The 25544-nt window shown below is 64.6% G+C and carries 18 protein-coding genes; 7 read left to right on the top strand and 11 right to left on the bottom strand.

Annotated features, from left to right (window positions below):
• Positions 1-231 precede the first annotated feature (231 nt).
• Positions 232-1599, bottom strand: a complete 1368-nt coding sequence (gene ffh / locus ACZK3J_RS06300; RefSeq protein WP_478476584.1) for a signal recognition particle protein — start codon at positions 1597-1599, stop codon at positions 232-234.
• Positions 1600-1721: 122 nt separating this feature from the next.
• Here ffh and ACZK3J_RS06295 point away from each other — a divergent pair, with 122 nt between their 5' ends.
• Complete coding sequence (locus ACZK3J_RS06295; protein ID WP_012510433.1) at positions 1722-2516, top strand: cytochrome C assembly family protein; 795 nt, start codon at positions 1722-1724, stop codon at positions 2514-2516.
• Between the two features lie 90 nt (positions 2517-2606).
• Here ACZK3J_RS06295 and ACZK3J_RS06290 read toward each other — a convergent pair whose 3' ends face one another.
• The 4 genes from ACZK3J_RS06290 to radA all read right to left on the bottom strand — a co-directional run bounded on the left by ACZK3J_RS06290 (position 2607) and on the right by radA (position 8901).
• Positions 2607-3071 (bottom strand): YqhG/Tai3 family protein, encoded by a 465-nt coding sequence (locus ACZK3J_RS06290; RefSeq protein WP_049462406.1) that lies wholly within the window; start codon positions 3069-3071, stop codon positions 2607-2609.
• Between the two features lie 92 nt (positions 3072-3163).
• The gene (locus tag ACZK3J_RS06285; protein WP_049462344.1) at positions 3164-5470 is read right to left on the bottom strand and encodes a tetratricopeptide repeat protein; all 2307 of its coding nucleotides are present in this window, start codon (positions 5468-5470) and stop codon (positions 3164-3166) included.
• Positions 5471-5518: 48 nt separating this feature from the next.
• A complete protein-coding gene (locus ACZK3J_RS06280; RefSeq protein WP_049462343.1) occupies positions 5519-7375 on the bottom strand; it encodes an ATP-binding protein in 1857 nt (618 codons plus the stop codon).
• 149 nt (positions 7376-7524) lie between these two features.
• Complete coding sequence (gene radA, locus ACZK3J_RS06275) at positions 7525-8901, bottom strand: DNA repair protein RadA (RefSeq protein WP_149909388.1); 1377 nt, start codon at positions 8899-8901, stop codon at positions 7525-7527.
• A 149-nt stretch (positions 8902-9050) separates the two neighbouring features.
• Here radA and ACZK3J_RS06270 point away from each other — a divergent pair, with 149 nt between their 5' ends.
• The gene (locus ACZK3J_RS06270) at positions 9051-11111 is read left to right on the top strand and encodes a putative bifunctional diguanylate cyclase/phosphodiesterase (RefSeq protein WP_478476583.1); all 2061 of its coding nucleotides are present in this window, start codon (positions 9051-9053) and stop codon (positions 11109-11111) included.
• Positions 11112-11219: 108 nt separating this feature from the next.
• Here the strand turns inward: ACZK3J_RS06270 and ACZK3J_RS06265 are convergent.
• The 5 genes from ACZK3J_RS06265 to cyoA form a co-directional block, all read right to left on the bottom strand.
• Positions 11220-12454 (bottom strand): IS3 family transposase gene (locus tag ACZK3J_RS06265; RefSeq protein WP_478476581.1). Its coding sequence is split into 2 segments (ribosomal slippage): positions 11220-12103 and positions 12103-12454, totalling 1236 coding nucleotides; the frame shifts between segments, so codons are not numbered across the junction.
• 111 nt (positions 12455-12565) lie between these two features.
• A complete protein-coding gene (gene cyoD / locus ACZK3J_RS06260; RefSeq protein WP_005408584.1) occupies positions 12566-12907 on the bottom strand; it encodes a cytochrome o ubiquinol oxidase subunit IV in 342 nt (113 codons plus the stop codon).
• Positions 12907-13545, bottom strand: a complete 639-nt coding sequence (gene cyoC / locus ACZK3J_RS06255; RefSeq protein WP_012510428.1) for a cytochrome o ubiquinol oxidase subunit III — start codon at positions 13543-13545, stop codon at positions 12907-12909. The genes cyoD and cyoC overlap by 1 nt, the downstream gene beginning before the upstream one ends.
• Positions 13542-15539 carry a cytochrome o ubiquinol oxidase subunit I gene (cyoB, locus tag ACZK3J_RS06250; RefSeq protein ID WP_049462341.1) on the bottom strand — a complete coding sequence of 666 codons (1998 nt, stop codon included), beginning with the start codon at positions 15537-15539 and terminating at the stop codon, positions 13542-13544. The genes cyoC and cyoB overlap by 4 nt, the downstream gene beginning before the upstream one ends.
• Positions 15540-15541: 2 nt before the next feature.
• On the bottom strand, positions 15542-16582 hold the full coding sequence (gene cyoA / locus ACZK3J_RS06245) for a ubiquinol oxidase subunit II (RefSeq protein ID WP_478476579.1): 1041 nt from the start codon (positions 16580-16582) through the stop codon (positions 15542-15544).
• A 352-nt stretch (positions 16583-16934) separates the two neighbouring features.
• Here cyoA and ACZK3J_RS06240 point away from each other — a divergent pair, with 352 nt between their 5' ends.
• The 5 genes from ACZK3J_RS06240 to ACZK3J_RS06220 all read left to right on the top strand — a co-directional run bounded on the left by ACZK3J_RS06240 (position 16935) and on the right by ACZK3J_RS06220 (position 22491).
• Positions 16935-17570 carry a GyrI-like domain-containing protein gene (locus ACZK3J_RS06240; RefSeq protein WP_279911920.1) on the top strand — a complete coding sequence of 212 codons (636 nt, stop codon included), beginning with the start codon at positions 16935-16937 and terminating at the stop codon, positions 17568-17570.
• Positions 17571-17783: 213 nt separating this feature from the next.
• Entirely contained in the window at positions 17784-19040 is a 1257-nt protein-coding gene (locus ACZK3J_RS06235) for a tyrosine-type recombinase/integrase (protein WP_024957459.1), read from the top strand.
• 192 nt (positions 19041-19232) lie between these two features.
• Positions 19233-19994, top strand: coding sequence for a M15 family metallopeptidase (locus ACZK3J_RS06230; protein ID WP_024957458.1), 762 nt, complete (start codon positions 19233-19235; stop codon positions 19992-19994).
• Between the two features lie 65 nt (positions 19995-20059).
• Positions 20060-21877: a YadA-like family protein gene (locus tag ACZK3J_RS06225; protein ID WP_130519067.1), complete on the top strand. Its 1818-nt coding sequence runs from the start codon at positions 20060-20062 to the stop codon at positions 21875-21877.
• Positions 21878-22008: 131 nt separating this feature from the next.
• Complete coding sequence (locus tag ACZK3J_RS06220) at positions 22009-22491, top strand: GIY-YIG nuclease family protein (RefSeq protein WP_024957456.1); 483 nt, start codon at positions 22009-22011, stop codon at positions 22489-22491.
• Positions 22492-22586: 95 nt separating this feature from the next.
• On the opposite strand, the gene mobF is transcribed toward ACZK3J_RS06220, so the two are convergent.
• Entirely contained in the window at positions 22587-25514 is a 2928-nt protein-coding gene (gene mobF, locus ACZK3J_RS06215) for a MobF family relaxase (protein WP_136191679.1), read from the bottom strand.
• Positions 25515-25544 lie beyond the last annotated feature (30 nt).

Below are 25544 nucleotides of genomic sequence, written 5' to 3'. Positions count from 1 at the left end.
GTGGTACCGCACCGACGTTAGCTTGCCTACATCGACGACCCCCTTTGGGGGCCGTACGATCCTTTATCGACGTTCGTGTGCGGGATGGGGATCGCTCGACTCGTCTGTCGGCTAGTATCCGCAGATGCATGCTCGACGGTCCCTCCACCCTGGCTCCTACATACCGCGTAGGAGCCGGGAGGAACATACAAGCATGGCTCGACTCTACAAAAAAAGCCGGTGTTCAACGCATCAACGGAACGGCATGCCGCGGCCGCCCATGGCGCCCATCATGCTGCGCAACATGCCCTTCATGCCGCCGCCGGCCATCTTGCTCATCATCTTTTCCATCTGCATGTACTGCTTCATCAGCTTGTTGACGTCGGCCGGGGTCACGCCCGAGCCCTTGGCGATGCGCGCGCGGCGCGAGCCGTTGAGCAGGTTCGGGTTGCGCCGTTCCTTCTTGGTCATCGAGCTGATGATGGCGATCATGCGCGGCACTTCCTTGCCCTGGCTGACCTGCTGCTTCAGATGGTCGGGGATGTTGCCCAAGCCCGGCAGCTTGTCCATCAGGCCGCCGATGCCGCCCATGTTCTGCATCTGCTCCAGCTGGTCGCGCATGTCGTTCAGGTCGAACTTCTTGCCCTTGGCGACCTTCTCGGCCAGCTTGGCGGCCTTGTCCTTGTCGACCTGCTGCTCGACCTGCTCGACCAGCGACAGCACGTCGCCCATGTCCAGGATGCGGCTGGCGATGCGGTCCGGGTGGAAGACGTCCAGGCCCTCCGGCTTCTCGCTGACACCGACGAACTTGATCGGCTTGCCGGTGATGTAGCGCACGCTCAGCGCGGCACCGCCACGGGCGTCACCGTCGGTCTTGGTCAGCACCACGCCGGTCAGCGGCAGCGCATCACCGAAGGCCTTGGCGGTGTTGGCCGCGTCCTGGCCGGTCATGGCGTCGACCACGAACAGGGTTTCGGCCGGATTCACCGCCGCGTGCAGGGCCTTGATCTCGGCCATCATTGCTTCGTCGATGGCCAGGCGGCCGGCGGTATCGACCAGCAGCACGTCGACGAACGACTTGCGTGCATCGTCGATGGCGGCGCGGACGATGGCTTCCGGCTTCTGGTCGGCGCTGGACGGGAAGAACAGCACGCCGACCTGCTCGGCCAGGGTCTTCAGCTGCTCGATCGCGGCCGGACGGTAGACGTCGGCCGAGACCACCATCACCTTCTTCTTGCGCTTTTCCTTCAGGTGCTTGGCCAGCTTGCCCACCGTGGTGGTCTTGCCGGCGCCCTGCAGGCCCGCCATCAGGATGATGGCCGGGGCCGGAACATTGAGGTTCAGGTCGCTGGCTTCGGCGCCCATCACCGCGGTCAGCTCGTCGCGCACGACCTTGATCAGGGCCTGGCCCGGGGTCAGCGACTTCAGCACTTCCTGGCCGACCGCGCGCACCTTGATGCGCTCGATCAGGGCCTGCACCACCGGCAGCGCAACGTCGGCTTCGAGCAGCGCGATGCGGACCTCACGGGTGGCCTCGCGGATGTTCTCCTCGGTCAGGCGGCCGCGGCCACGCAGGCGCTCGATGGTGCCGGAAAGGCGCTGGGTCAGTGACTCGAACATGCGGCGCAACCTGTCTGAAAGCGGGGGACAATAAGGCAGACAGTATAACGGGTCCGCTCCCCTCCCCGGACTGCGACCACAGGGCCGTCGCCACCACCGCAGGGGTATGCGAAACTGCAACGATGTTAATCGTTCTCATCGCCGCCCTGCTCTACCTGGCCGCCAGCGCCCTGCTGGTGCGTGCGCTTGGCCGCGATGAAAGCACCGGCTCCCCCGCCTGGCTGTGGCCCGCCCTGCCGGCGATGCTGCTGCACGGCGGCTACCACGTGATGGTGGCGATGCGCACCAACGGCGGGCCCGACATGCACTTCTTCGCCGCGCTGTCGCTGGTCGGCCTGGGCATGGCCTGGCTGACCTCGCTGGTCGGCGCGCGCGGGCGCATGTCGGCACTGGGCGTGGTGGTGTTCCCGCTGGCCGCGGTACTGCTGCTGGCCTACCACGGCTACGGCCACGAACCGAGCAAGGTGCTGGGCTGGCGCCTGGCCAGCCACGCCTGGCTGGCGCTGCTGGCCTACGCCACGCTGAGCATCGCCGCGCTGCTGGCGATCATGCTGTGGCTGCAGGAACGCGCCCTGCGCCGCCGCGAGTTCCGGCCGTGGCTGCGCGCCCTGCCGCCGCTGGCCGATCTGGAATCGCTGCTGTTCCGGGTGATCACCGTCGGCTTCGCGCTGCTGACCCTGACCCTGGTCACCGGCGTGCTGTTCGTCGACGACCTGCTGGCGCAGAAGCTGGTGCACAAGACCGTGCTGAGCGTGCTGTCGTGGATCGTGTTCGGCGTGCTGCTGATCGGCCGTCGCCGCTACGGCTGGCGCGGCATGAAGGCGGTGCACTGGACGCTGGCGGCGATGCTGTTGCTGCTGCTGGCCTTCTTCGGCAGCCAGTTCGCGATCGAACTGGTGTTCGGGCATTCGCGATAGCGGTGTGCCGGCCAACGGTCGGCACCCACCCGGGTAGTGCCGGCCGCTGCCCGGCAACAGGACCGCACTATGCGTGGATGCCGTAGACGGTCAAGGCACCGGCTGGGCCAGGATCTTCCGTACCGAGCGACCGCTGTTGGTGAGGATGTCATCCACCTGCCAGCAGCCCTGCCCCTGGCGCACCATCGGCAACCGGGTCACGTAGGCCTTCTTCCATACCGAATAGCGCATCTCGACCTGGCCGGACGTCGCCGAGACCTCTTTCCAGATGTAGCGCACCGGACTCTCGATGTCGCCATCCTGCGCATCCAGCCACGGATCGGAATCGATGGTGCAGATGCCTTCCTCGCGCGTCTGGCAGGCGCGCTCGCCACGCAGGGCCTTGCCGAAGGCCGGGCTGACCAGCGCCGGCGGCGGTTCCAGCAGATCGCCATTGCCGGTGGTTGCCTCGTAGAAGGCACGGGCGACAGCCACTGGTTCCTGGCAGGCCGGTGCGGCCTGCACGGCGGGGGCCAGCAGCAGCCCGGCGATCATGAACATCCCTGTCTTTCGCATGTACTTCTCCTTGATGTAGTGCCGGCCGCTGGCCGGCAACACAGGATATCCCGGCGCTGCCGGCCAGCGGCCGGCACTACCCGATACCAGGCTTACAAGCCGTAACGCTCGATCACGTCCAGGTGCGGCTGGCGATCCTGGTCGCAGGCTTCGGCCAGCCGCAGCCAGCAATGCGGATGCTGCCACTTCGCGGTTTCCTGCTGCAGGAAGCGGTGCAGCGCCAGCGGTGCATGGTCCTGCGGCTGGGCGACGGTGAACAGCAGGCCCGGCAGCGTGCCCTCCTCCTCGTCCGGATCGGTCACGGTGTAGTCCGGGCGGCTGTGCGACCACACCTGCCAGCCCTGCGCCTCGGCCGCTGCGACAAAGGCATTCCACGCGTCTTCGCCCGGGTGCGCGCCGTCGATCAGCCAGCTGCGGGCGAAGCCGCCGCGCTCCAGCACATGCACCTGCGCATAGGTGGGGATGAAATGCTCGCGCGCTTCCTCCTCCTCCGGCGCCGGGTGCACCAGCGCAGCATCGAACACCACCCAGTCGCCCACCTGCTGGGCGCGGTTGGCCGGTGCGTTCTCGACGATACGTGCGGTGACCGGGCCACTGCGGCGCGCGTAGTACTCCATCGGCTCGCCGTTCTCTTCGCTGCGGATGATCACCCAGCCCCACGGCTCCTCGACCACGCCGTCCTGGCTGGACAGCTCCATGCCGATCGCAGCCGCCGAGCGGCGCACCGCATCCCAGTCGCGTGCCGCGCTGGCCGCGCTCATGTGGTCCCAGTGTGCGGCGTTGGGTTCTTCCAGCAGCTCCACCAGCTGCGCATAGCAGGCCTGCGCCTCGCTGAAGCGACCGGTTTCCATGTACATCCGCGCCAGCGTACCGCGTGCGCCATGCGAGCCCGGCGAGGCCGCCAGCAGCGCCTGCGCGGCCTGCTCCAGTGCCGGCCAGTCGGACACGCGACGGGCGCGCTGCACCTCGCACCAGTGCGCGAACACCGGCACGCTGCCGCGATAGGCATCAGCCAGCTGGCGCAGGCCTTCGTCGTCGCCCTGCTCGGTCAGCCAGCGCATCAGCGTGTAGGCGGCCGGGCCATCATCCTGCGTGTGTGCGCGCACGAAGCGCCACAGCAATGCGCGCGCTTCCGTCTGCGCCCCACAGGCGCTCAGCGCGGAGGCAGCCATCTCGGCCAGCGCCTCGTCATCTGGCAGCTGCGCCTGTGCCTGCAGCAGCCACTGCGCCTCACGTTCGGGATCGCGCGACTGGTTCTGCTCTCCCTGCTCGTTCAGCCAAACCAGTAGTTCAGCGGCTGGCACCGGCAGCGGCGCCACATCCGGCAATGCATCGATGCGTGCCGCCAGGCCGGCCACCAGCGCAGCCGCCCCACGGTCCTGGCGCAGCTGTGCCAGATGGGTACGCGCCAGCTCCAGCTGGCGCAGCGCCACCCAGCGTGCGCCACGCTGCAGGGCCAGCTCCAGGCTCAGCGCAGCGACTTCGATCAGCAGGCGGTGCGAGCCAACCTCGGCAAAGTGTTCGATGATGGTGTTGAAGCGCGTGCCCAGATCCCAGGTATTGCGTGCGGGATCGCGCCGGCACAGCGCTGCGGCGGTGTTCGCCCACAGCCGCCAGTAGGTAGGCGTCAGCTCGCTCCACGGCACCAGCTGCTGCAGGGCCTCTTCGTCGCGGTCCAGCTGGGCCAGCGCCCAAGCCTTGGACAGGCGGCGCGGCACCGTGCAGTTGGCCGGCTCGTACTCGCCGGACGCCGCCACTTCGGCCTCGCGCTTCTCGATCAGCAGCAGCGCTTCTTCGGCGCGGCCCATGCCCAGCAGGATCTTGATCTGCATCTCCGGGAAGCTGTCGAACACTTCCTTGCCGCAGGCCTCGATCGCGTCGGACTGCACCTGCAGGTAATCCAGTGCCTCCTGGCCGCGGCCATCATCAAGCAGTGCATCGGCCTTTTCGCAGCTCAGGCACTGGAAGCAGGCCCAGCTCGGGTCGATGCGACCCAGTGTTTCATCGCACACCTCGATGCGCTCGGGCACCCAGCCGGGGCCATCGATGTTGCCGTAGCAGGCGGCAAGATCCTGGGTCACGCAGATCGACTGCGGGCATTCCAGGGTGTCCTCGCGATGCGCACGCTCGAACAGCGCCACGGCTTCGCCCAGCGCGCTCTCGCCTTCGACGCGGTTGCCGACGCGGTTGCGCAGCGCCCAGTGGCCGACGTAGACGTCGACCCACGGGTTGTCCAGCGCCTTGCCCAGCGCACGCGCTTCGGGCAGCAGCGCGTCGACGCGGTCGACACGCAGTTCACTCACCTCGTCGGCGAGGCGGTTCAGCAGGTGCGCATTCTGCGCCTGGCCGGCCTGGCGCAGGTCACCCTGCAGTTTTTCGACCCAGTTCCAGATGTCCATGGGGTAAGTACTCCTGTCTAGCGAAGGCTGGATGAGAGGATGCGGTGCTCAGCGCAGCATCTGCTGCAGGGCACCGGCGATATCGGTGAAGGCGCCGTTGAGATCCGGGCCGGGCGTGGCGGTCGCGCGGGCCAGTGGACGGCCCTGCGCGGCGACGATGATCTTCAGTGAGCGCAGCAGGCGCGCTGCGGCTTCGGCCTGCGGGTGGCCGTCGCGCTGGGCGCGCAGCAGCGCCTGCACCGCGGGGTTGTCGAGGTTGAGGTACAACCGCGATGGCGCACGCGATTCGATGCGCGCGGTGAACTGACGCGCCAGCCGCAGCGCCGCCATTGAAACGCGCTTGTCGTTCTCATCGTCTTCCAGGCGCTGCTTCAGCTCGGCTTCGCGGTCGGGCACCACCACCACCGGCAGCGACTCGGGACTGAAGCGTGCCGGCAGCAATTGTTCGCCGTCACCCAGCTGCTCGCGCAGCCATGCCAGCTGCGCCTCGTCGAGGCTGTCATCGCTGCGGAACAGCGCCCGGTTGCCCTGCTCGGTGCCGAGCTCGACCAGACGCAGTCCTTTGGCCTGGGCCCAGCGGCGCAGGAACGGCACTACTGCATAGCGATGGCCATGCGCGACCGGCACGCCCATCGCGCGGAACAGCATTTCCTCGAAGCCGCCGCCGTTGTCGAGGATCACATGCACGGCACCGCGTGCGGGCAGCGCACTGGCAGGCAGATCGCCCTGCGAGGTCGGCACGCGCACGTGCTCCAGCAACAGGTCGAACAGGCGGTCATCGCACAGCGCCGCGCCCAGCAGCGCCTCGTTGTGGCGGCTCAATACACGTCGCCACGCTTCCGGCTGCTGCCGCGCGACGTCGGCCAGGCCATCAATCAGCGCCTCCAGCAACGCATGCTGCACGGCGCGGTACTGGTCGTCGCGCTGCAGGTCTTCGCGGCTGGCGGTGGGCGTGAGCCGCGAGGATTCGATCACCCCGCCGATGAAGCCCGCCCACGGCGGCAGCAGGTCACGCGCATCGTCGTCCAGCAGCATGCCGCGCACGAACACCGACAGGTTGCGGTTGTCACTGGTGCCGTAGGTGGCACCGTCCTGCACCCACAGCAGGCCGGTGGCATCGCTGTTGCCATCGGCACGCAGCGGCACGGTGACGATCGGCTCGAAATCATGTTCGAAACGCGCCGCGAACTGCAGCGCCTGGCGACGCGCCTGCACCGGATGCAGGGCCACATCGCCCTGGCCGCGCCACGGCGGCGGCTCGGGGTTGAGCGCCTCGCCTGCAGCACCGATGAAGATCGGCTCGGACAGCAGCGCGCAGTAGCGACCCAGCACTTCGTGCAGGCGCGCTTCGTTGGCCAGCGGCAGGAAGTCCGGATGCAGCTCCAGTTCCACCTCGGTACCGACCGCGCGTGCCGGCACTTCGCTGACGGTGTACTGCTCGGCGTTGCTGGACACGTACAGATGGCCCAGTTCCGGCGTCTGGTACGAGGTGGTGCGCACGCTGACCCGGCGCGCCAGCACGAAGGCCGACAGGAAGCCGAGGCCGAACATGCCGATCAGGCCCTCATCGTCCTCGCCGCCCTGGCGCAGGCCGCGGGTGTAGCCGACGCCGACGGTGGCCAGGTAATCGTGGATCTCCTGGCGGGTCAGGCCGGCGCCGGTATCGATGATGCGCAGCACGCCGGCACCGGCATCGACCTGCACCGAAATGCGCGATGGCACTTCGATGCCGGGCTGTTCGATGCGGCGGCGGATGATCGAGTCGTGCGCGTTCTGCACCAGCTCACGCAGCGCCACCACCGGGGTGGAATAGAGGTGCTTGCCCAGCACCGTCATCAGTCCATTGAGATCGACCCCGGCGCGACGGATTTCGGCGTTGGGGGCGGTGAGCGCGGTGTCCTGCATGTAATCGTTTACTCCTGGGCACGGAAAGACGCCAGAGGGCGCCTTCGTCGAGCGGGAAAAACTAGCACAGGCAGGCTGACCGTTGCCGTGTCGGCTGCCGTATTCCGCGCGCATATCCCGCCGGGCGTGGCCCGGCGGCACCGCGGCGATCATGCCGCGTCGATGGCCTCGGACAGGCGTTCCACCGCGATCACTTCCATGCCCTTCACCGAACCGCCCTTGGGCGCGTTGGCCTTGGGCACGATGGCGCGCTTGAAACCATGGGTGGCGGCCTCGCGCAGGCGGTCCTCGCCATTGGGCACCGGGCGGATCTCGCCGGACAGGCCAACCTCGCCAAACGCAATCGTCTTTTCCGCCAGCGGCCGGTCCTGCAGCGAGGACAGCACCGCCAGCAGCACCGGCAGGTCGGCAGCGGTCTCCTGCACGCGGATGCCACCGACCACGTTGACGAACACGTCCTGGTCGCCGACCAGCACGCCGCCGTGGCGATGCAGCACCGCCAGCAGCATGGCCAGCCGGTTCTGCTCCAGGCCGACCGCGACACGACGCGGGTTCGACAGCGGCGACGCATCCACCAGCGCCTGCACTTCAACCAGCAGCGGCCGGGTGCCCTCGCGGGTGACCATCACGCAGCTGCCGGGTTGGTGGGTACTGCCGCCGGACAGGAAGATCGCCGACGGATTGGAGACTTCCTTCAGGCCCTTGTCGCCCATCGCGAACACGCCCAGCTCGTTGACCGCACCGAAGCGGTTCTTGAACGCGCGCAGCAGGCGGAAGCGGCTGCCACTCTCGCCTTCGAAGTACAGCACCGCATCGACCATGTGTTCGAGCACGCGCGGGCCGGCGATACCGCCCTCCTTGGTCACGTGGCCGACCAGGAACACGGCGGTGCCGGTCTCCTTGGCGAAACGCACCAGCCGCGCCGCGCTCTCGCGCACCTGGCTGACCGAGCCGGGCGCGGCGGTCAGGCTCTCGGTCCACAGGGTCTGCACGGAGTCGGCCACGATCAGCCGCGGGCCGGCCTTGGACGCATGCTGCAGGATCGACTCGACGCCGGTCTCGGCCAGCGCATTGACACCATCCAGCGGCAATTCCAGCCGGTGTGCGCGGCCGGCCACCTGGGCCAGCGACTCCTCGCCCGTGACGTACAGCACCGGCAGCTCGGCCGCCATCTTCGCCACCGCCTGCAGCAGCAGGGTCGACTTGCCGATGCCCGGGTCACCACCGACCAGTACCACCGCGCCCTCGACCAGGCCACCGCCCAGCACGCGATCGAACTCGCCGATGCCGGTCGAGACACGGCGATGCTCGGTCTGCTCCACGTCCTTCAGGGCGGTGATCTTCGGCGGGTCGATCTTGCCGGCCCAGCCGGCCCGGCGCGACGCGGGCGCCTTGGCCGCCGCCGCGCTCTCCAGCACGATTTCCGACAGCGAGTTCCAGGCGTTGCACTCGGTGCACTGGCCCTGCCACTTGCTGAATTCGGCGCCGCATTCACTGCAGACGTAGGCGGTGCGGGCTTTTGCCATCGGATGATTTCCAGCAACGGGAACAGGCGTGGCAGGATAGCCGAGCCGGGTCGCAGGTGCTGCGACCGCTCAAGTCCCGCCCACCCGCGCCGATAGCTGTCGCGGGCGTGCGCCTTGCGGGCGCCCCTCCCTCCCCCTCTGGATTCAACATGACTGGCAGTTACAGTCAGAGCCTGGTCGCCATCTCCCTGCTGGTGGCCATTCTTGCTTCGTACACGGCGCTGGACATGGCCGGCCGCCTGGCCACGGCCGAGGGCCGCGTGGCCCGCTGGTGGCTGGCCGGCGGCGCGGCGGCGATGGGCCTGGGTATCTGGTCGATGCATTTCATCGGCATGCTGGCCTTCGACCTGCCGATCCCGGTCGGCTACGACCTCGGCATCACCCTGTATTCGCTTGCAGTGTCGATCGGCGCTTCGGCCTATGCGCTGTGGCTGGTGTCACGACCCAGCCTGCCCTGGCGACGACTGCTGGCCGGCGCCGTGCTGATGGGCCTGGGCATTGCCACCATGCACTACCTCGGCATGGCCGCGATGCGCATGCAGCCGGGTATCGACTATCACCCGGGCTGGTTCGCCGCCTCCATTGCAGTAGCCATCGGTGCCGCCGGCGCGGCGCTGTGGATCGCCTTCCGCCTGCGTTCCGAGCAGCGCCACACCATGCGCCTGCGCGCACTGGCCTCGCTGGTGATGGGCCTGGCCATCGTCGGCATGCATTACACCGGCATGGCCGCCGCACGCTTCCCCGAAGGCAGCATCTGCGGCGCGGTCGGCAGCGGCGGCATCGACACGCGCTGGCTGGCAGTGCTGGTGATCGTCACCACTGTAGCCACCCTGGGTATCGCCCTGGTCGCCTCGCTGTTCGATCGGCAGATGCGCGTGCGTACCGGGCTGCTGGCCGATTCACTGGCACACGCCAACGACAAGCTGATCCAGGCCGCCCTGCATGACCCGCTGACCCAGCTGCCCAACCGCATGCTGCTGCAGGACCGCATCGAACAGGCCATCGAGAAGGCGCGCCGCCGCGGCCGCGCAGTGGCGGTGATGTTCTGCGACCTGGACGGCTTCAAGGCGGTCAACGATGCCTACGGCCACCAATTGGGCGACCGCCTGCTGGTGGCGGTGGCACAGCGCATCGGCGGCCTGCTGCGGCCGCAGGACACGTTCGCGCGCCTCGGCGGCGACGAGTTCGTGATCGTGCTGGCCATCGACACCCCGGACGATGCGGTGGTGGTGGCCGAACGCATCATCGCCGCTGCCGGCGAACCATTCACCCTGGATGCCGCCGAACTGCAGGTCAGCGCCAGTCTCGGCATCGCCCTGTACCCGGATGACGCCAGCAACGAGCGCGAACTGATGGCGCACGCCGATGCGGCGATGTACCACACCAAGGAAACAGGCCGGAACGGCTATACCTTCTTCACCCCGTCGATGCAGCTCAGCGCCAACCGCCAGCTGCGCCTGCTGCAGGATCTGCGCAAGGCGATCGCGCATGACGAGCTGCTGCTGCACTACCAGCCGAAGTTCCCGGCCGCTGGCGCACCAGCTACCGGCGCCGAGGCCCTGCTGCGCTGGCAGCACCCGGAACTGGGCCTGCTGGCGCCGGATGTGTTCATTCCCATCGCCGAGCGCAGTGGCCTGAACCTGCCGATCGGCGACTGGGTACTGGACCGTGCCTGTGCACAGCTGCGTGCATGGCACGAGGCCGGGCATACCGGATGGTCGATGGCGGTGAACCTGTCGCCGCTGCAGTTCTCCTCGCCGGCCCTGCTGGACAGCGTGCGCGAGGTGCTGCAGCGGCACCGGATCGAGCCGGCGCGGTTGACCCTGGAGATCACCGAGACCACGGCGATGAAGGATGTCGACGCCAGCCTGGCGATTCTCAACGATCTGACCGCGATGGGCGTGCATATCGCCATCGACGATTTCGGCACCGGCTACTCCAGCCTGCTGTACCTGAAGCGGATGCCGGCCACCGAACTGAAGATCGACCGTGCGTTCGTGCATGACCTGGAACGCAACGACGAGGATGCCGCCATCGTGTCGTCGATCATCGCGCTGGGCCGCACCCTGCAGCTGCAGGTGGTGGCCGAAGGCGTGGAGACGCAGGCGCAGCGCGAATACCTGAGCGAACTGGGCTGCGACCAGCTGCAGGGCTATCACCTGGGCCGGCCTATGGATGCCGAAGAGTTCCTGCGCCGGGTGGCGGGGTAGAGCCGGCCGGCTTCCCGCGATTGCCGGCCAGCGGCCGGCACTACCCATATCCGCAGATGACTCGTCCTGCCATAGGTTGACACCGATGGGTGGATGGTCCGGCCGCCGTCAGGCGGCCAAAGACGCCCGATGCATCGCATCGGGCGTCTGCATTTTAAGGGACAGGTGGGGGCGCTCAGCGTTGTAGATGTCTACGGCCTCAGCCACCATCTGGCGGGCTTGCCCCAGGTCCCGTGGGCGATGAAGCAGGAACTCGCACTTGAGGATCCCGTTGACTCGCTCTGCCAGAGCGTTCTGATAGCAGTCGTAGCCGTCGGTCATCGAGCAGGTCAGGCCGTGCCGCGCATGGATCTTCTGGTAGTAATCCGAGCAGTACTGGATTCCACGATCAGAGTGATGGATCAGCTTCTGCGGTGTCTTTCTCCCTTTCAGCGCCATCTCCAGCGCCTGAGCTACCTGCTCTGTCTGTAGCGTTTCATGCACGCTCCAGCCCACGATCTTGTGCGACCAGGCATCGGTGACCAGGCTCAGATACACGAACTTCCCCTGCGTCGGCAGATAGGTGATGTCCGCCACCCACACCTGCTCGCTACCGGTTGGTATTACGCATCCTTGGCCAGGTTTGAGCAGATTCGGATGCCTGCGAAAGCGATGATGGCTGTCGGTAGTCTTGTGATAAGCCCGACGTTTCGGTACCAGCAGGCGCGCTTCCCGAAGTACGTCAAACAACCGGTCACGCCCCATGGTGATTCCCGCCGCCTGCAGCTTCGGTCCGATCAAATGGTGCAACTTGCGCGTCCCGATCCGTGGCTGCCGCACGCGGCAATCGCTCACCAGCGCCAGTGCTTTGGTCTCGCTGGCGCGTCGTCGTTGATGCCGGCACCCCGCTTGATAGAACGCCTGTCGACTGATGCCGAAATGGCGGCAAGCCCTTGCCACGCTTACGCCTTTGAGGCGCCCTTGCGTGAGGACTTGCCTGAAGGCTTTTTTACGATGCGCACCCCGTAATCCTCTTTGAGGACATCCACGATGGCTTCGAAAAGCTGTGCTTTCTCGTTGGCCTCCCGCAACTGGACCTGCAGGGCCTTGATCTGTTGTTCCGGCGTCAGCGGCGTGGCCGGTCCACTTTTGGGAGAAGTCGTCATGGGGGCAGATGATGCACCACCTGACCAATCCTGCCGACCATGGCGGCGAAGCCACTTCAGAACCGTGCTGCTACCTTGGATACCGTATCGCTCCTGAGCCTTCTTATAGGTCAGTTCTCCACGCTCGACCTGATCGACCACGGACAACTTGAAGGCCAGCGAGTAATCCCGCTGACTGCGCCTGATTGTTGATTTCATTGAACATTCCTTTTCCAGAGGGAAAAGGTGTCAACCCAATTCAGGACGGGTCAAGACAAACAAAAAGGCCGCCCGAGGGCGGCCTTTCTGCGTGGCAACGTCGCGAGGACGTCAGTGCATCATGTGCACGTTCATGTTGTGCATGACCCACAGGGTACCGACCACGATGATGCCGATCACCACCACGGTGAAGGCCGCAGCGTTGACGTTCCAGCGGCTTTCCGAAGAGCGGTCCAGGTGCAGGAAGAACACCAGGTGGACCAGCATCTGCAGCACCGCGGTGATCGCGATCACCACACCGTTGACGGTGCGCGAGAAGTCGCCCGACATCACCATCCAGAACGGGATGACGGTCAGCACCACCGCCAGCACGAAGCCGATCAGGTACGACTTCACGGTGCCATGGCTTTCGCCGCCGGTGCCGTGGTCGTGTGCATGGTTGTCATGTGCCATTACAGGGCTCCATTGAGGTAGACGACGGAGAACACGCCGATCCAGATCAGGTCCAGGAAGTGCCAGAACAGGCTCAGGCACGCCATGCGGGTCTTGTTGGTCGGGGTCAGGCCGTACTTCTTCAGCTGCACGAACATCACCAGCAGCCACAGCAGGCCGGCGCTGACGTGCAGGCCGTGGGTACCGACCAGGGCGAAGAACGCCGACAGGAAGGCACTGCGGTCCGGACCGTAGCCCTGATGGATCAGGTGCTGGAACTCCCACACTTCCATGCACATGAAGCCGAAGCCCAGCAGCCAGGTGATGCCCAGCCACAGGTACATCTGGCCCATCTGCTTGCGGTGCATGGCAATCATGCCCAGGCCGAAGGTCAGCGAGGAGGTCAGCAGCAGCGCGGTTTCCCATGCAACGAACGGCAGTTCGAACAGGTCCTTCGCGGTCGGGCCACCATCGGTACCGCCGGCCAGCACCACATAGGTGGCGAACAGCGAGGCGAAGATGAGGCAGTCGCTCATCAGGTACACCCAGAAACCGAAGACGGTGTTGCCGCCGGTGTCGTGGTGCTCGTGGTCGTCATGGCCATGGGCCGCCGCTTGCGCGGCGTGCCCGTGGCTCAGGGTCGAGGTATTGGTGCTCATGCCTTCAGCTCCGACTTCACCAGGCCCTGGTTTTCCAGGTGCTTGCGGTGTTCGTTCTCGATGCGTTCCACCTCGGCGGCCGGGACCCAGTAGTCCACGTCCTGGTCGAAGGTGCGGTAGATGAACGTGGCGATCATGCCGACGAAGCCGACGATGGCCAGCCACCAGATGTGCCAGATCATCGCGAAGCCGAACACCAGGCTGAAGGCACCGATGACAACGCCCGTGCCGGTGTTGCGCGGCATGTGGATGTCGGTGTACTTGGCCGGCTTCGGCCAGGCTTCACCACGCTGCTTGCGCTCCCAGAAATCGTCCAGCTCGGTGACTTCCGGCAGGCTACCGAAGTTGTAGAAGGCCGGCGGCGAAGAGGTTTCCCACTCCAGCGTACGGGCATCCCACGGGTCGCCGGTCAGGTCGGCGGTCTTCTTGCGGTCGCGGATCGACACGGCCACCTGGATGATCTGGCACAGGATGCCGGCACCCACGATGAAGGCACCTGCGGCAGCGACCAGCAGCAGCGGCTCGTAGGCCGGGTTGACGGTGCTCTGCAGACGACGGGTCATGCCCATGAAGCCCAGCACGTACATCGGCATGAAGGTCACGTAGAAGCCGATGAACCAGCACCAGAACGCGCACTTGCCCCAGAACTCATTGAGGCGGAAGCCGAACATCTTCGGCCACCAGTAGGTGATGCCGGCGAACATGCCGAACACCACGCCGCCGATGATGACGTTGTGGAAGTGGGCGATCAGGAACAGGCTGTTGTGCAGCACGAAGTCGATGGCCGGGATCGCCAGCATCACGCCGGTCATGCCGCCGATGGTGAAGGTGACCATGAAGCCGATGGTCCACAGCACGGGCGTGGTGAACTGCACGCGACCGCGGAACATGGTGAACAGCCAGTTGAAGATCTTCACGCCGGTCGGGATCGAGATGATCATCGTCGTGATGCCGAAGAAGGCATTGACGTTGGCACCCGAGCCCATGGTGAAGAAGTGGTGCAGCCACACGATGAACGACAGCACGCCGATGCAGGCGGTGGCGTAGACCATGCCCTTGTAGCCGAACAGCGCCTTGCGCGAGAAGGTCGCGATGACTTCGGAGAACACACCGAACGCCGGCAGGACCAGGATGTACACCTCCGGGTGACCCCAGATCCAGATCAGGTTGATGTACAGCATGGCGTTGCCGCCACCGTCATTGGTGAAGAAGTGCGTACCCAGGTAACGGTCCAGGGTCAGCAGCACCAGGGTGATGGTCAGCACCGGGAAGGCAGCGACGATCAGCACGTTGGTCACCAGGGCGGTCCAGGTGAACACCGGCATCTGCATCAGCTTCATGCTGGGGGTACGCATCTTCAGGATGGTGATGAAGAAGTTGATACCGCTCAGCGTGGTACCCAGGCCTGCGACCTGTAGACCCCAGATGTAGTAGTCCATGCCGACGCTTGGACTGTATTCGATGCCCGACAACGGCGGGAACGCCAGCCAGCCGGTGGCAGCGAACTCACCGATCCACAGCGACAGCATGATCAGCACCGCGCCGGACACGAACAGCCAGAAGCTGAGCGAGTTGACGAACGGGAACGCGACGTCGCGCGCACCGATCTGCAGCGGCACGGCCAGGTTCATCAGGCCGGTGATCAGCGGCATCGCCACGAAGAAGATCATGATCACGCCGTGCGCGGTGAAGATCTGGTCGTAGTGGTGCGGCGGCAGGTAACCCTCGGACCCGCCGACGGCGAGCGCCTGCTGGGTACGCATCATGATGGCGTCGGAGAAACCGCGCAGCAGCATGACGAAGGCGACGATGAGGTACATCACGCCGATCTTCTTGTGATCCACCGAAGTGAACCACTCCTTCCACAGATAGCCCCACAGCTTGAACTTGGTGATCAGGGCCATGACGCCCAGGCCACCCAGCACCGCGCCGACCAGGGTGGTCAGCACGATCGGATCGTGGGGGATCGACTCAATTGAGAGTTTACCCAACATGTTCATTCTCCCGAGCCCGCATGGCCGGCGTGGCCTGCGTGTTCGTGTTCGTTGGCATCCAGGTTTTCACCCGATTCCTTGGAATCATGCGCGTCACTGGGGGCATGGCCCTCGTGCGCTTCATGGCTGGCGGCATCGGCAGCGGCGGCACCGGCGTGTTCGTGCTTCATGCCGTAATGCTTGTTGTCGCCCATGTGCTTGGCGATGACCCAGTCGAACAGGCCTTCTTCGGTCTTGCCGAAGTAGGTGACCGGATACCACTCGGCGTTGCGTGCTTCACCCAGCGCCTTGAACGAGGCCTTGTCCAGGGTCTGCTCGCCGGCGCGGACCTGGTCCAGCCACTGGCGGTATTCGGCATCGGTGACCGAGTAGGCGGTGAAGTGCATCTTGGCGAAGCCCGCGCCGCTGTAGTGCGAGGACATGCCCGGGAATTCACCGGTCTCGTTGGCGATCAGGTGGAGCTTGGTCTCCATCGCAGCCATCGAGTAGATCATGCTGCCCAGGTGCGGGATGAAGAAGGCATTCATCACCGAATCGGACGTGATCTTGAAGTTCAACGGCGTGTTGACCGGGAACTTGATTTCGTTGACGACCGCCACCTTCTCTTCCGGATAGATGAACAGCCACTTCCAGTCCAGCGAGATCGCCTCGATGGTGACCGGCTTGACGTCCGATTCCAGCGGACGATACGGGTCCAGCGCGTGCGACGAACGCCAGGTCAGGACCGCCAGCACCAGCACGATCATGCAGGGAATGGACCACACCACCACCTCGATCGCCGTCGAGTGGGACCACTTCGGCTCGTAACGGGCCTTGGTGTTGGAGGCGCGATACTTCCACGCGAAGGTCAGGGTCATGATGATGACCGGGATGACGACCAGCAGCATGAGCACGGTGGCCGTGATCAGCAGGGTCTTCTCATCCTGGCCGATCTGGCCCTTCGGACTGAGGATGGCCACCGCATCGCAACCGGTGAGCATCACCAGCAACGACAGCAGCAGGCCCGGGCGCAACCAGCGCCCAAGGGTTTTCAACGGAATCATCGGTCGATCCAATTGCGAGGGAATGCCGTTCCCCGTCCTGCCTGTTCCGGCCAAAGCCGGTCCCACCGGTCCGGAAGACAGGCAGGGAGGTGGGGTCGAGTCAGCCTTTCAATTTTAGGCCGTCACCCACCATTTAAGAAAGGCATTGACAATGATCGAGCGCAGGAAAGGCCCGCTTCTGGCTGCGACACGTTGTCGCACCGCGCAACCGCGGCGGGCAGAACACCCGGGGGCGGCATCCTAGCATCGGGCGATGGCGGCTGCTCCGCCCGTGTTCGGCAAAGTCATCTGAACCTGTTCAGGCGTGCTGGCGGGTGCCCGGCGTGGGATGCTCGGCGCAGGAGGAAGGCCCGTGGACAAGATCGACTTCAAGAAGCGCGATCGCGCGTTGTACCTGCCCCCGGCGGGCCGGTTCGTGACGGTAGACGTACCGCCCCTGCCCTACCTGATGGTCGACGGCCACGGTGATCCGAATACCGCCCCCGCGTATGTGCAGGCGGTGCAGTGGCTGTACGCGGTGAGCTATGCACTGAAGTTCGCACTGAAGTCCGGGGGCCAGGACTACGTGGTGCCACCGCTGGAAGCCCTGTGGACCGCCGAGGATCCGTCGAGCTTTGTGGCTCGCCGCAAGGATGAGTGGAGGTGGACGGTGATGATCCGCACGCCGGACGGGATCAGTCCAGCGCAGTTGGAGGCTGCCATCGCCAAGGCGGCGAAGAAACTGGGCGACGTTCCGGCCAGCCTTCGCCACGAAGTTCTTGAAGAAGGCCTCTGCCTGCAGACCCTGCATGTAGGCGCTTACGATGACGAGGGTCCGGCCCTGGCCCATCTGCACGACGAACTGATGCCTTCGCTGGGCTACGCCTTTGCCGGCCCCCATCATGAGATCTACCTGAGCGACCCGCGCAGGATCGACGCTGCGCGGTTGAAGACCGTGCTGCGGCAGCCGGTGCGCGCGCTTGAGCCTGATAAGGGTTCGCGCTCATGACACAAGAGCCGTGATTGCTTCAAATGCCCAAACAAAAAGCCCCGACCAAGGCCGGGGCTTTTCATGCAACTGGTGCCGGAAACAGGAGTCGAACCTGCGACCTACGCATTACGAATGCGAACGATTCTCATTTTAGTCATTTAAAAACAATGACTTATTGAACTCAAGGGAAAACCTTGGGAAAATCCATTCTTCTAATCAAGGACTGAACGAATGGCCCGTCCCAAAAAAACCGCCCGCACAAAGGGCGTCTACGACCGCGGTTCGGCGTTCCAAGTGAAGATCAAGCGCAAGGATGCAGCGGGCAACCTGCACGCCATCAACCGCACTTTCCCTTACAGCGAAGCGACCCGAGCCAAGGCCCTCGCCCAGGCCGAGGCGTTCGCTTCTGCAGAGCGCGCCGCGCTCCACGAAGAGAAGCAACCCGCCTCCAACCTGATGAGCAGCCAGAGCCTGGGGGTCTGGATCGAGCGCTACATCGCCGAGGTGCTCTCACTCAAGGCCAAGGATGGCAAGAAGAAGGGGAGCGACAACGATGCGCGCCTCTTGCGCCTGCTCGCCAAGCGCTTCCCCGCCACCTTCAGCAAGCCGGTGGACAAGCTCACGCCCCAGGACTTCGGCCTCGCCAACGGCGGCATGGCCCGGTCTTTGGAAGATGACTACTACCTCGCCCCGGCCACCATCACTCGCCAACTCGCCGTTCTCTCCAGCGTCTTCACGGCAGCGATCAAGCGCTGGGGCTTCAAGATGGACAACCCCATCCACGCCACGCTCAAGCCCAAGGTGAGGAACGAGCGCGAGCGGGTGGTCACTGATAAGGAGTGGGCGGACATCCTGACCGCCCTTGCCCCCATGTCCGCGGCCACCCGGGGCGCCATTGCCTTCCTGCGCTGGACCGCGGCCCGCCGCAGCGAAGCCATCAAGCTGCGCTGGGAAGATTTGGACTACAGCAAGCAGCGCCCCGAGGCCACGTTCCGGGACACCAAGAACCCCAAGGGTGGCAAGCCCATCCATCGGACCATCTTCCTCACTCCTGAAGCGGTTGCGGTGCTGGACACCCTGACCAAGGAGCTCCACGCCGCCAAGCTGCGCAAGGATCGCATCCCGCCCTCTCCCCAGAACCCGCCCGCCGTGCGCCCCAGCTCCGGTTTTGTCTTCAGCTTGGACGAGGGCAAGACCTCGATTGCCTCGGACACGCTCACCCAGGCCTGGGGACGCGCCCGCGAACAAGCGGGGGTGACCGACGCCACCCTGCACGACCTGCGCCACACCCGCATCACCGAGCTGGCCAACTTGCTGCCCATGCACCAGGTCATGCAACTCTCGGGGCACAAGACCACCCAGATGCTGACCCGTTACTACAACCCTGACATGCAAGATTTGGGCGAGCTTTTTGAGGTCACGAAAGCAGCGGCTGAAAAAGCCCAGCGGGACTACTTGAAAAAGACGAGGAAGAAAAAAGGCAGTTGACTTCGCCTTGGTGTGTGCTATGGCTTTCAACGGGACGGGGTTTCTTACTCCTTTTTCCCTGCCCCACTAAGCCCCCGAGCTGCAGGCCTCCTCCCCCGGTTGTTCGGGGGCTTTTTTTGTTTTCGCCCGCTTGCGCTTTTCCGAAAATCCACTACCCCTGAAAGCATCCATTGTTCTTTCTGGGAGGAAAGCATGCAGCCCCGCTTCACCATCGCCGCCGTTCTGGCTTGCCTGGCCTTGGCCGGGTGTTCGACCGTTCAACCCAAATCCAAACCCAAGCCCAGCAGCCCCTGGGTTTTCCAAACCCCGAAGCCGCACGGCGCCATTTACCGATTCTTCCACCCGAAAAGCGAAAGGACGTGGAAAGGGGTTTCCCCAGCGCTGCGGGAAAAGGTCGAAGCCGTCCAAGCCCAACTGGCCGCGGAAGGGTTTGATGTGCGGCCCGTGGAAGGGTATCGAAGCCCCGAGCGCCAGGCGGCCCTGCTTGCCTCCGGGTCTGGCGTGACCAGCGTTGGGGCATTCTCCAGCTGCCACAACTTCGGACTGGCCTTGGATGCCGCCGTGTTCGTCAATGGGGAGCCCAGCTGGAACTTGGACGATGCCCATGTGATGGCCGGCTATCAACGCTTTGGGGAGCTGGCGGAGATCGTGGGGCTGAACTGGGGCGGCCGATGGACCAGCCCGAAAGACTATCCGCACGTCGAGATGAAAGCCGAGTGCGGCCAAGCCAAGTGGGCCTACCGGCAGGGGCGCAAGCCGGGCGCGTTTCCTTCGGTGACCGGAGAGCCCTCTTCGGAAGTGCTGGCCCGTGCGCTGGCGCCGGCTTGGTGCCCTGCGGGGATGGAAACGTCGTGTCTGGCGTGGGGCAATGAAAACCGGATGACCTGGAACTGGACGCTCCCGGCTCGGGTTTGTGTCGGCACCTTCCCTAACACCTTGAAAAAGATCGCCTGATCGCCTTGCGGAAATGCAATCGCCTGCTATGGATGAAGTATCAATCCATACTCGGGAGGGTTTTCATGTCTTCGCTTCGCATTTCGATCTTAACGGCTTTGATGGGGGCCTCGTTGTTTGCCTCCCCATCGTTTGCTCAAACCGCCACGGGAACCGGGGCCACGGCTTCGGAACCCAACTCGACGGCGACCGGGGAATACGCCCAAGCCTCAGCCCCGAATGCCACTGCAACGGGGGCCTATGCCAATGCCTCCGGGAACGGGGCCATCGCCACGGGCGTTCAAGCCAACGCCTCCGCAGACAACTCGACGGCGACCGGGGAATACGCCCAAGCCTCAGCCCCGAATGCCACTGCAACGGGCGCCTATGCCAATGCCTCCGGGAACGGGGCCGTCGCCACGGGTGTTCAAGCCAATGCCTCCGCAGACAACGCGGTGGCGTCGGGGACGAATGCCCAAGCGTCCGGCGCGAACTCCATTGCGACGGGCCAAGCCGCAAATGCCGCGGCGGTGAGCGCCGTCGCGGTAGGCACGCTGAGCTACGCGGGGGGCGAAGCGTCCATAGCCCTGGGCGCGCAATCCGCGGCTACCGGAGCCCATTCCTTGGCGGTTGGTGTCCAGTCACAAGCCAGTGGGGATCTTTCCATGTCCTTTGGCTACTTCAGCCGTTCGCGGGGCAATGCATCGATTGCTCAAGGCATCTTGGCAGAGGCAAACGCTGACCATGCAGTCGCCATAGGCAGTTCTGCCGTTGCCGATGCATTTCAGTCACTTGCACTAGGCGTTGGGGCTGAGGCCCGAGCGCAGGATTGCGTCGCTTTGGGTTCTCATAGCCGTTGCTGGGCCAGCGACGAAGTCAGCGTGGGATCCACTTTTGAGGACGGAGGCCAGAGCACCCGCCGAATCACGAACGTTCGGGCCGGCACCTCAGACACCGACGTCGCAAACCTCGGTCAGGTCCGTCAGGCGGCCCAAGCGTTGGGCGGCGGCGCCACGTTCGTCAACGGCAACTTTGTCGCGCCCATTTATCAGTTCCGCAGCGGTGCCACGCATCAAACTGTGGGAGCCGCTTTGGACGACCTAGATGGACGGGTGACTTTCCTTGAACAAAACCCAGGCAGCGGTTCGGGCACGCCCGGCCCGCGCGGCGCAGATGGGTTAAGCGCCTACGAGGTGGCGTTGGCCAACGGCTTCCAAGGCAATGAACAAGATTGGCTGGCAAGCCTGAAAGGGGAGCCAGGGGTCCAAGGACCTGCCGGCACCGATGGGGTGGATGGAACCGCCGGGACCGGCGCGGGCTCGACTGTAAGGGCGGGCAAGAACGTCGAGGTGACCGACAACACGGACGGCACCCAAACCGTGGCGGTCAGCGACAACGTGCAACTGTCTGACGCGGGCTCCGTCCAGGTCGGCACCACCACGCTCAACGGCCAAGGCGTGACGATTCAAGGCGGCCCTTCGGTGACGACTGCGGGCGTCAACGCGGGCAATCAGCGCGTGACCGGCGTGGCTCCGGGGCGCATCGAACGCGGGTCCACGGATGCTGTGAACGGTGGGCAGGTCTACGAAATGCAGCAGGTGTGGGATGACCGCTGGGTCGATACGGACCGCCGTTTGCGGCACCAGGATCGCCGCGTCAACGGCTTGGGCGCACAACTCGGCGCGATGAGCCAGATGGCCACCGCTGCGGCCCAGAACGGGGGCACGGCCGTTGGCCAGGTGAACCTGAACGTGGGCGTGGGATTCTCGGGGGGCAGTGCTGCAATGGCCGTGGGCTGGGGTGCTCGGGTGTCTGAGCGCACCAGTATTTCTGCTGGCCTGTCCTTTGGCTCTGGCAACAAGCCGGTGGCCGGCTTCGGGTTGAGCATCAACTTGGGGCGCTAAACGATTGCGTGGTGGAAAAGGAGGTGATCGTATCTCGGCAAGGGCCCTTCGGGGCCTTTGTTCGTGGCGAGCCTTGACGAATCGGATCTTTCTTTTATGGGTATGTAGGTATACCCATCTTGGGAGGACCTTTGAACTGGAAACGCAATCAGAAATACCTGTCCCGCCCACGCCATCTCTACGGCTTGTTCTTTGACAACGGGTGCTGCTACGTGGGGCAGACCGTCGACTTAAACCAACGCGAGCAGCAGCACCGCAGCGCTCGTGGGGGCTGGCAGGGGCGCCGATTCTCGTTCGTGCCGCTGTCGAGCATGACGGGCACCCAGGCCGATGCGGAGGCTCACGAATACGCTTGGCGTTACAAAGCCTTTCAGCATGGCTGGCGAATCTATAGCAAGCCACCGGGCATTCTTATCCGCGATCCCCGCAGGCGCACCACTGGTTACATGAAGTCCTTGGCGGCGGGGTATGCGTGGCCCGAGGCGGTTCCGCGCCGCTCGGCGGGGGCTCCGTCGTCCCTGGCTTGGGGGTTCTTCAAATGGCTGTTCCTCTACCCCTTCCTTTTCGGCGTGGCGGTGATAGTGCTGCAGGCCGTGGTCATGGCCACCCTGTAAAGCAAGGGCCCCGGCGGAAGCCGCGGGCCGCCCCTCCAAGCAAAAGCGGTTTGGAGAGAAAAGCACATGGGCGGCATGGCCGCCCAGCCTGCTGCTCACAACGAGAAGCCCTGCGTGTGTTTCGGGGACTGCGCCGGCAGCTTGGGAGACGCCTTGCGCGCCCGCCGCAACGGCTCCAGCACTTCCAGCAGCCAACGGGCCTTGCGCTCGCCCTCGCTCCTCTGCGGTTTTGGGCGTTCCGCGTGCTCCTTCAGCAGCGCGTCGAGCTTGCCTTGGATGCGCGTTCGCTGAGCGGCTGGGCGTTGAGCGGTGGGGCGTGCAGCTGCCCCAAGGCGCTGGACAACCGGCCGTTGCGGATCGTCTTTTAGCCCCGCGTCCAGAACGGTCGCCTTCAATCGCTCCAACCCCAAGCGGGTGTTGAGTTGCTCCACGTCATCGTAGGTGCCATACAGCTTGTAGCTCCCTTTAGTCAAACGGGTAAAGGCCACCAGCGAACTGGCGTTGTCCATCATCCCAAGGTTCATAAGGTGGAACACTTCGCGCTTGCCCTGCCCTTGGCTCTTGTGGACGGTCACCGCGTAGTCGTGGACCACCGCCTTGTGCTCGTGCGTGTTCCACACCACCTTGCGCCCATTCTCCTTTGGGTTCTCCGAACGCAAGGTGCCGACGATATCGTAGCCGCCAGAGCGCGACGCTTTGATGGATTGGATGGTGGCCTGGGTGCCATTGACCACACCCAAGTCCTTGCGTTTGGCTGTGAACATCACCCGATCTCCCTCTACCAAGGCCAGATCGAACTTTCGTCCATTGACGCGCCCCTCCACCACCACCTCATCCGTGCCGATCTCGCCGCGTTCTTTGAGGCCTTTTCGAATCCCTGCGTTGAGAGCGCCGACCTCGGCCCGGCTGTGGGCCAGCACCAGCTTGTCGTCCAGCGCCGCTGGATTCTTGAAGTAGTCGTTCACCAGGCGCTCGATGCATTTCTCCTGCGAGTGGGCTTCCACGATGGAGTCCATCAGGCGCTCCTTCTGCTCATCGCCCAGCTCCAAGGTTTCGCGCCGGCTGCGGGTGCCCTTTTTCAGATCGACCACTTCACCGTTCTCGTTTTTGGCGTAGAACCCCATCGCCGTCTCGCGGTCCTCCTGCCGCGCCTGTCGGCGAATCTCGGTCAACTTCACATCGCCCACCGCTTGCTTGGTGAGCTGAAAACCGGACCCGGCCCCGATGGGCTGCAGTTGCTCGGCGTCGCCTTGAAGGATGACCTTGGATTTCGCCTTCTCTGCGTAGGCCAACAAGGCTCGGGTGTCCCGCGTGTCCACCATGCCGGCTTCGTCAATGACCAGCACGTCGTTGGGCTGGAGTTCGCGCTTGCCTTCGGCCAAGTCGTGAAGCATCTGTGCCATGGAGGTTGAGGGCATCCCTGATTCCACTTCCAACTTCTGGGCGGCTTTGTTCGACACGCACACCCCCAGCAGCACCATCCCCTCAGATTCCAGCGCTTCCTTGTAGAGCTCGGAAATCGTGGTCTTGCCGGTGCCTGCTAAGCCGCTCAAGTTTGCCACCCCGCCACTGCCGCGACAGATGTGGTTCACGGCCACCAACTGCTCTTGCGAGAGCTGGAAGCCCTTGGCTTTCTGGTAGTCCTCAATGACGCGATCCACCGTGGCCTGCGAAGCATGGTGCTGGGTCTCGTTGGCCCGGCGGTTGGCGATGTCCACCACCGCTTGCTCCGCTTGCAACATCCATGGCGCGCAGAACCGGTCTTCCGTGTGCTTGCGGGCCAGTGTCTGCCCCCGGTCTTCGTCTGCCAAGCGCTCGGCGTTGACCAGCACCAGCCCATTGTCTTGCTTGAACTGCTCAATGCGGGCATGGAGTCCGGCCGCGTCCAACTTGCCGGCGTATTCCATTCCCAGCACCCGCACCAAATCAATGTCGTTGAACACGGCTTCGTTCTCGTGGAGCAGTTCCAGCAGCTCGGCGTCGCTCTTGTGTTCCACCTTGTTCAGGTTCCCCCGCGCTGCTTTCAACGTCTCCGGCGTCAGCTCGAAGTCCTTCAAAGCCTCCTGCCAGTGCTCGACCAACTCCGTGTAAGTGGGCTCGTTCTTGTGCTTCCGCGTGGCCTTGTTCGCCTGTTGGGTGCTGACCCCATGCTGCTCCGCGTATTCGAGCAGGGCCTTCCGGCGCTTGCTGAAGTGGTCGATGACGTCCTGGTCGATGCCCGCAAGGCGTGCGTAGGATCGGTTGGTCTCCTTGCCGTCGTCGTCCAGTTCTCGGACGTGCTCGACCTGATAGCCCAACCCTTGAAGGTTCTTGTAGAGCTCCAGCTTGTAGATTTCATCCATGGCCCGGGCATGGCGATAGATTTCGACGGCATCGAAGGTCGATTCCTTGCCATCGGCTCCCAGCGCCACCCCATAAACGAGATGGTGGGTGTGCAGATCCATGTCGAGGTCACGCCCGGCGAAGTGCTGGTGGCTTGACCACACCAGGCCCTTCACGCCGATCACGTCCTTGCCGCCCTTTCCCCGTCGAGTCTCAACCATCTGTTCCAGCCGGTTCATCGCTTCTGTAGAGGCGGCTTGGTGCGCCTTGAGCACGGCATCGCGCCGTTCTGGCGACTCCATTGCAAAGAGAATCCCAACGTCCTTGGGCGCCGACACCGTGACGTCGTAGCCGACCCGGTGGCCGCCGACCACCACGACCTCGGGCTTGCCTTGGGCGTCCAGGACGGGATCCCCGTTCTTGTCCACCTTTGGCCGCACCTTGCCTTTCTGGCCTGCGTTCTGGCAAAGCGCCCTCCCTGTCTGGGGGTCGAATCCTTCGGCCAGCTTGCTCATGCTCTCCCGTGTTACCGCCGTGGACAAGAGATTGAGGTGCGCGGCCATCTTGCCGCCCCAGGCCATGGTGCCCTGCGCGTTCCCGTCTTTGTCGAGGTAATACTCGGTGAGCATCAGATACTCGACCACCGCCGCGCCGGACTTGCTGTCCGTGCCTTGAGCGGTCAATGCGGTGACGTTGAACATGGAGTTCTCCAGGAATGGGTATCCCTTCAG

It is taken from the genome of Stenotrophomonas sp. 86428_Sma, assembly GCF_056481585.1.
Note: the sequence above shows the minus strand (reverse complement) of the source record. Positions and strands in the feature narration are given on the sequence as shown.

Coding starts and splice junctions, on each gene's coding strand:
- ACZK3J_RS06235 (WP_024957459.1), top strand. CDS start 17,784: ATGGCCCGTCCCAAAAAAACCGCCCGCACAAAGGGCGTCTACGACCGC.
- ACZK3J_RS06270 (WP_478476583.1), top strand. CDS start 9,051: ATGACTGGCAGTTACAGTCAGAGCCTGGTCGCCATCTCCCTGCTGGTG.
- ACZK3J_RS06295 (WP_012510433.1), top strand. CDS start 1,722: ATGTTAATCGTTCTCATCGCCGCCCTGCTCTACCTGGCCGCCAGCGCC.
- ACZK3J_RS06280 (WP_049462343.1), bottom strand. CDS start 7,375: ATGCAGGACACCGCGCTCACCGCCCCCAACGCCGAAATCCGTCGCGCC.
- cyoB (WP_049462341.1), bottom strand. CDS start 15,539: ATGTTGGGTAAACTCTCAATTGAGTCGATCCCCCACGATCCGATCGTG.
- ffh (WP_478476584.1), bottom strand. CDS start 1,599: ATGTTCGAGTCACTGACCCAGCGCCTTTCCGGCACCATCGAGCGCCTG.
- ACZK3J_RS06225 (WP_130519067.1), top strand. CDS start 20,060: ATGTCTTCGCTTCGCATTTCGATCTTAACGGCTTTGATGGGGGCCTCG.
- cyoC (WP_012510428.1), bottom strand. CDS start 13,545: ATGAGCACCAATACCTCGACCCTGAGCCACGGGCACGCCGCGCAAGCG.
- mobF (WP_136191679.1), bottom strand. CDS start 25,514: ATGTTCAACGTCACCGCATTGACCGCTCAAGGCACGGACAGCAAGTCC.
- ACZK3J_RS06290 (WP_049462406.1), bottom strand. CDS start 3,071: ATGCGAAAGACAGGGATGTTCATGATCGCCGGGCTGCTGCTGGCCCCC.
- radA (WP_149909388.1), bottom strand. CDS start 8,901: ATGGCAAAAGCCCGCACCGCCTACGTCTGCAGTGAATGCGGCGCCGAA.
- ACZK3J_RS06285 (WP_049462344.1), bottom strand. CDS start 5,470: ATGGACATCTGGAACTGGGTCGAAAAACTGCAGGGTGACCTGCGCCAG.
- cyoA (WP_478476579.1), bottom strand. CDS start 16,582: ATGATTCCGTTGAAAACCCTTGGGCGCTGGTTGCGCCCGGGCCTGCTG.
- cyoD (WP_005408584.1), bottom strand. CDS start 12,907: ATGGCACATGACAACCATGCACACGACCACGGCACCGGCGGCGAAAGC.
- ACZK3J_RS06230 (WP_024957458.1), top strand. CDS start 19,233: ATGCAGCCCCGCTTCACCATCGCCGCCGTTCTGGCTTGCCTGGCCTTG.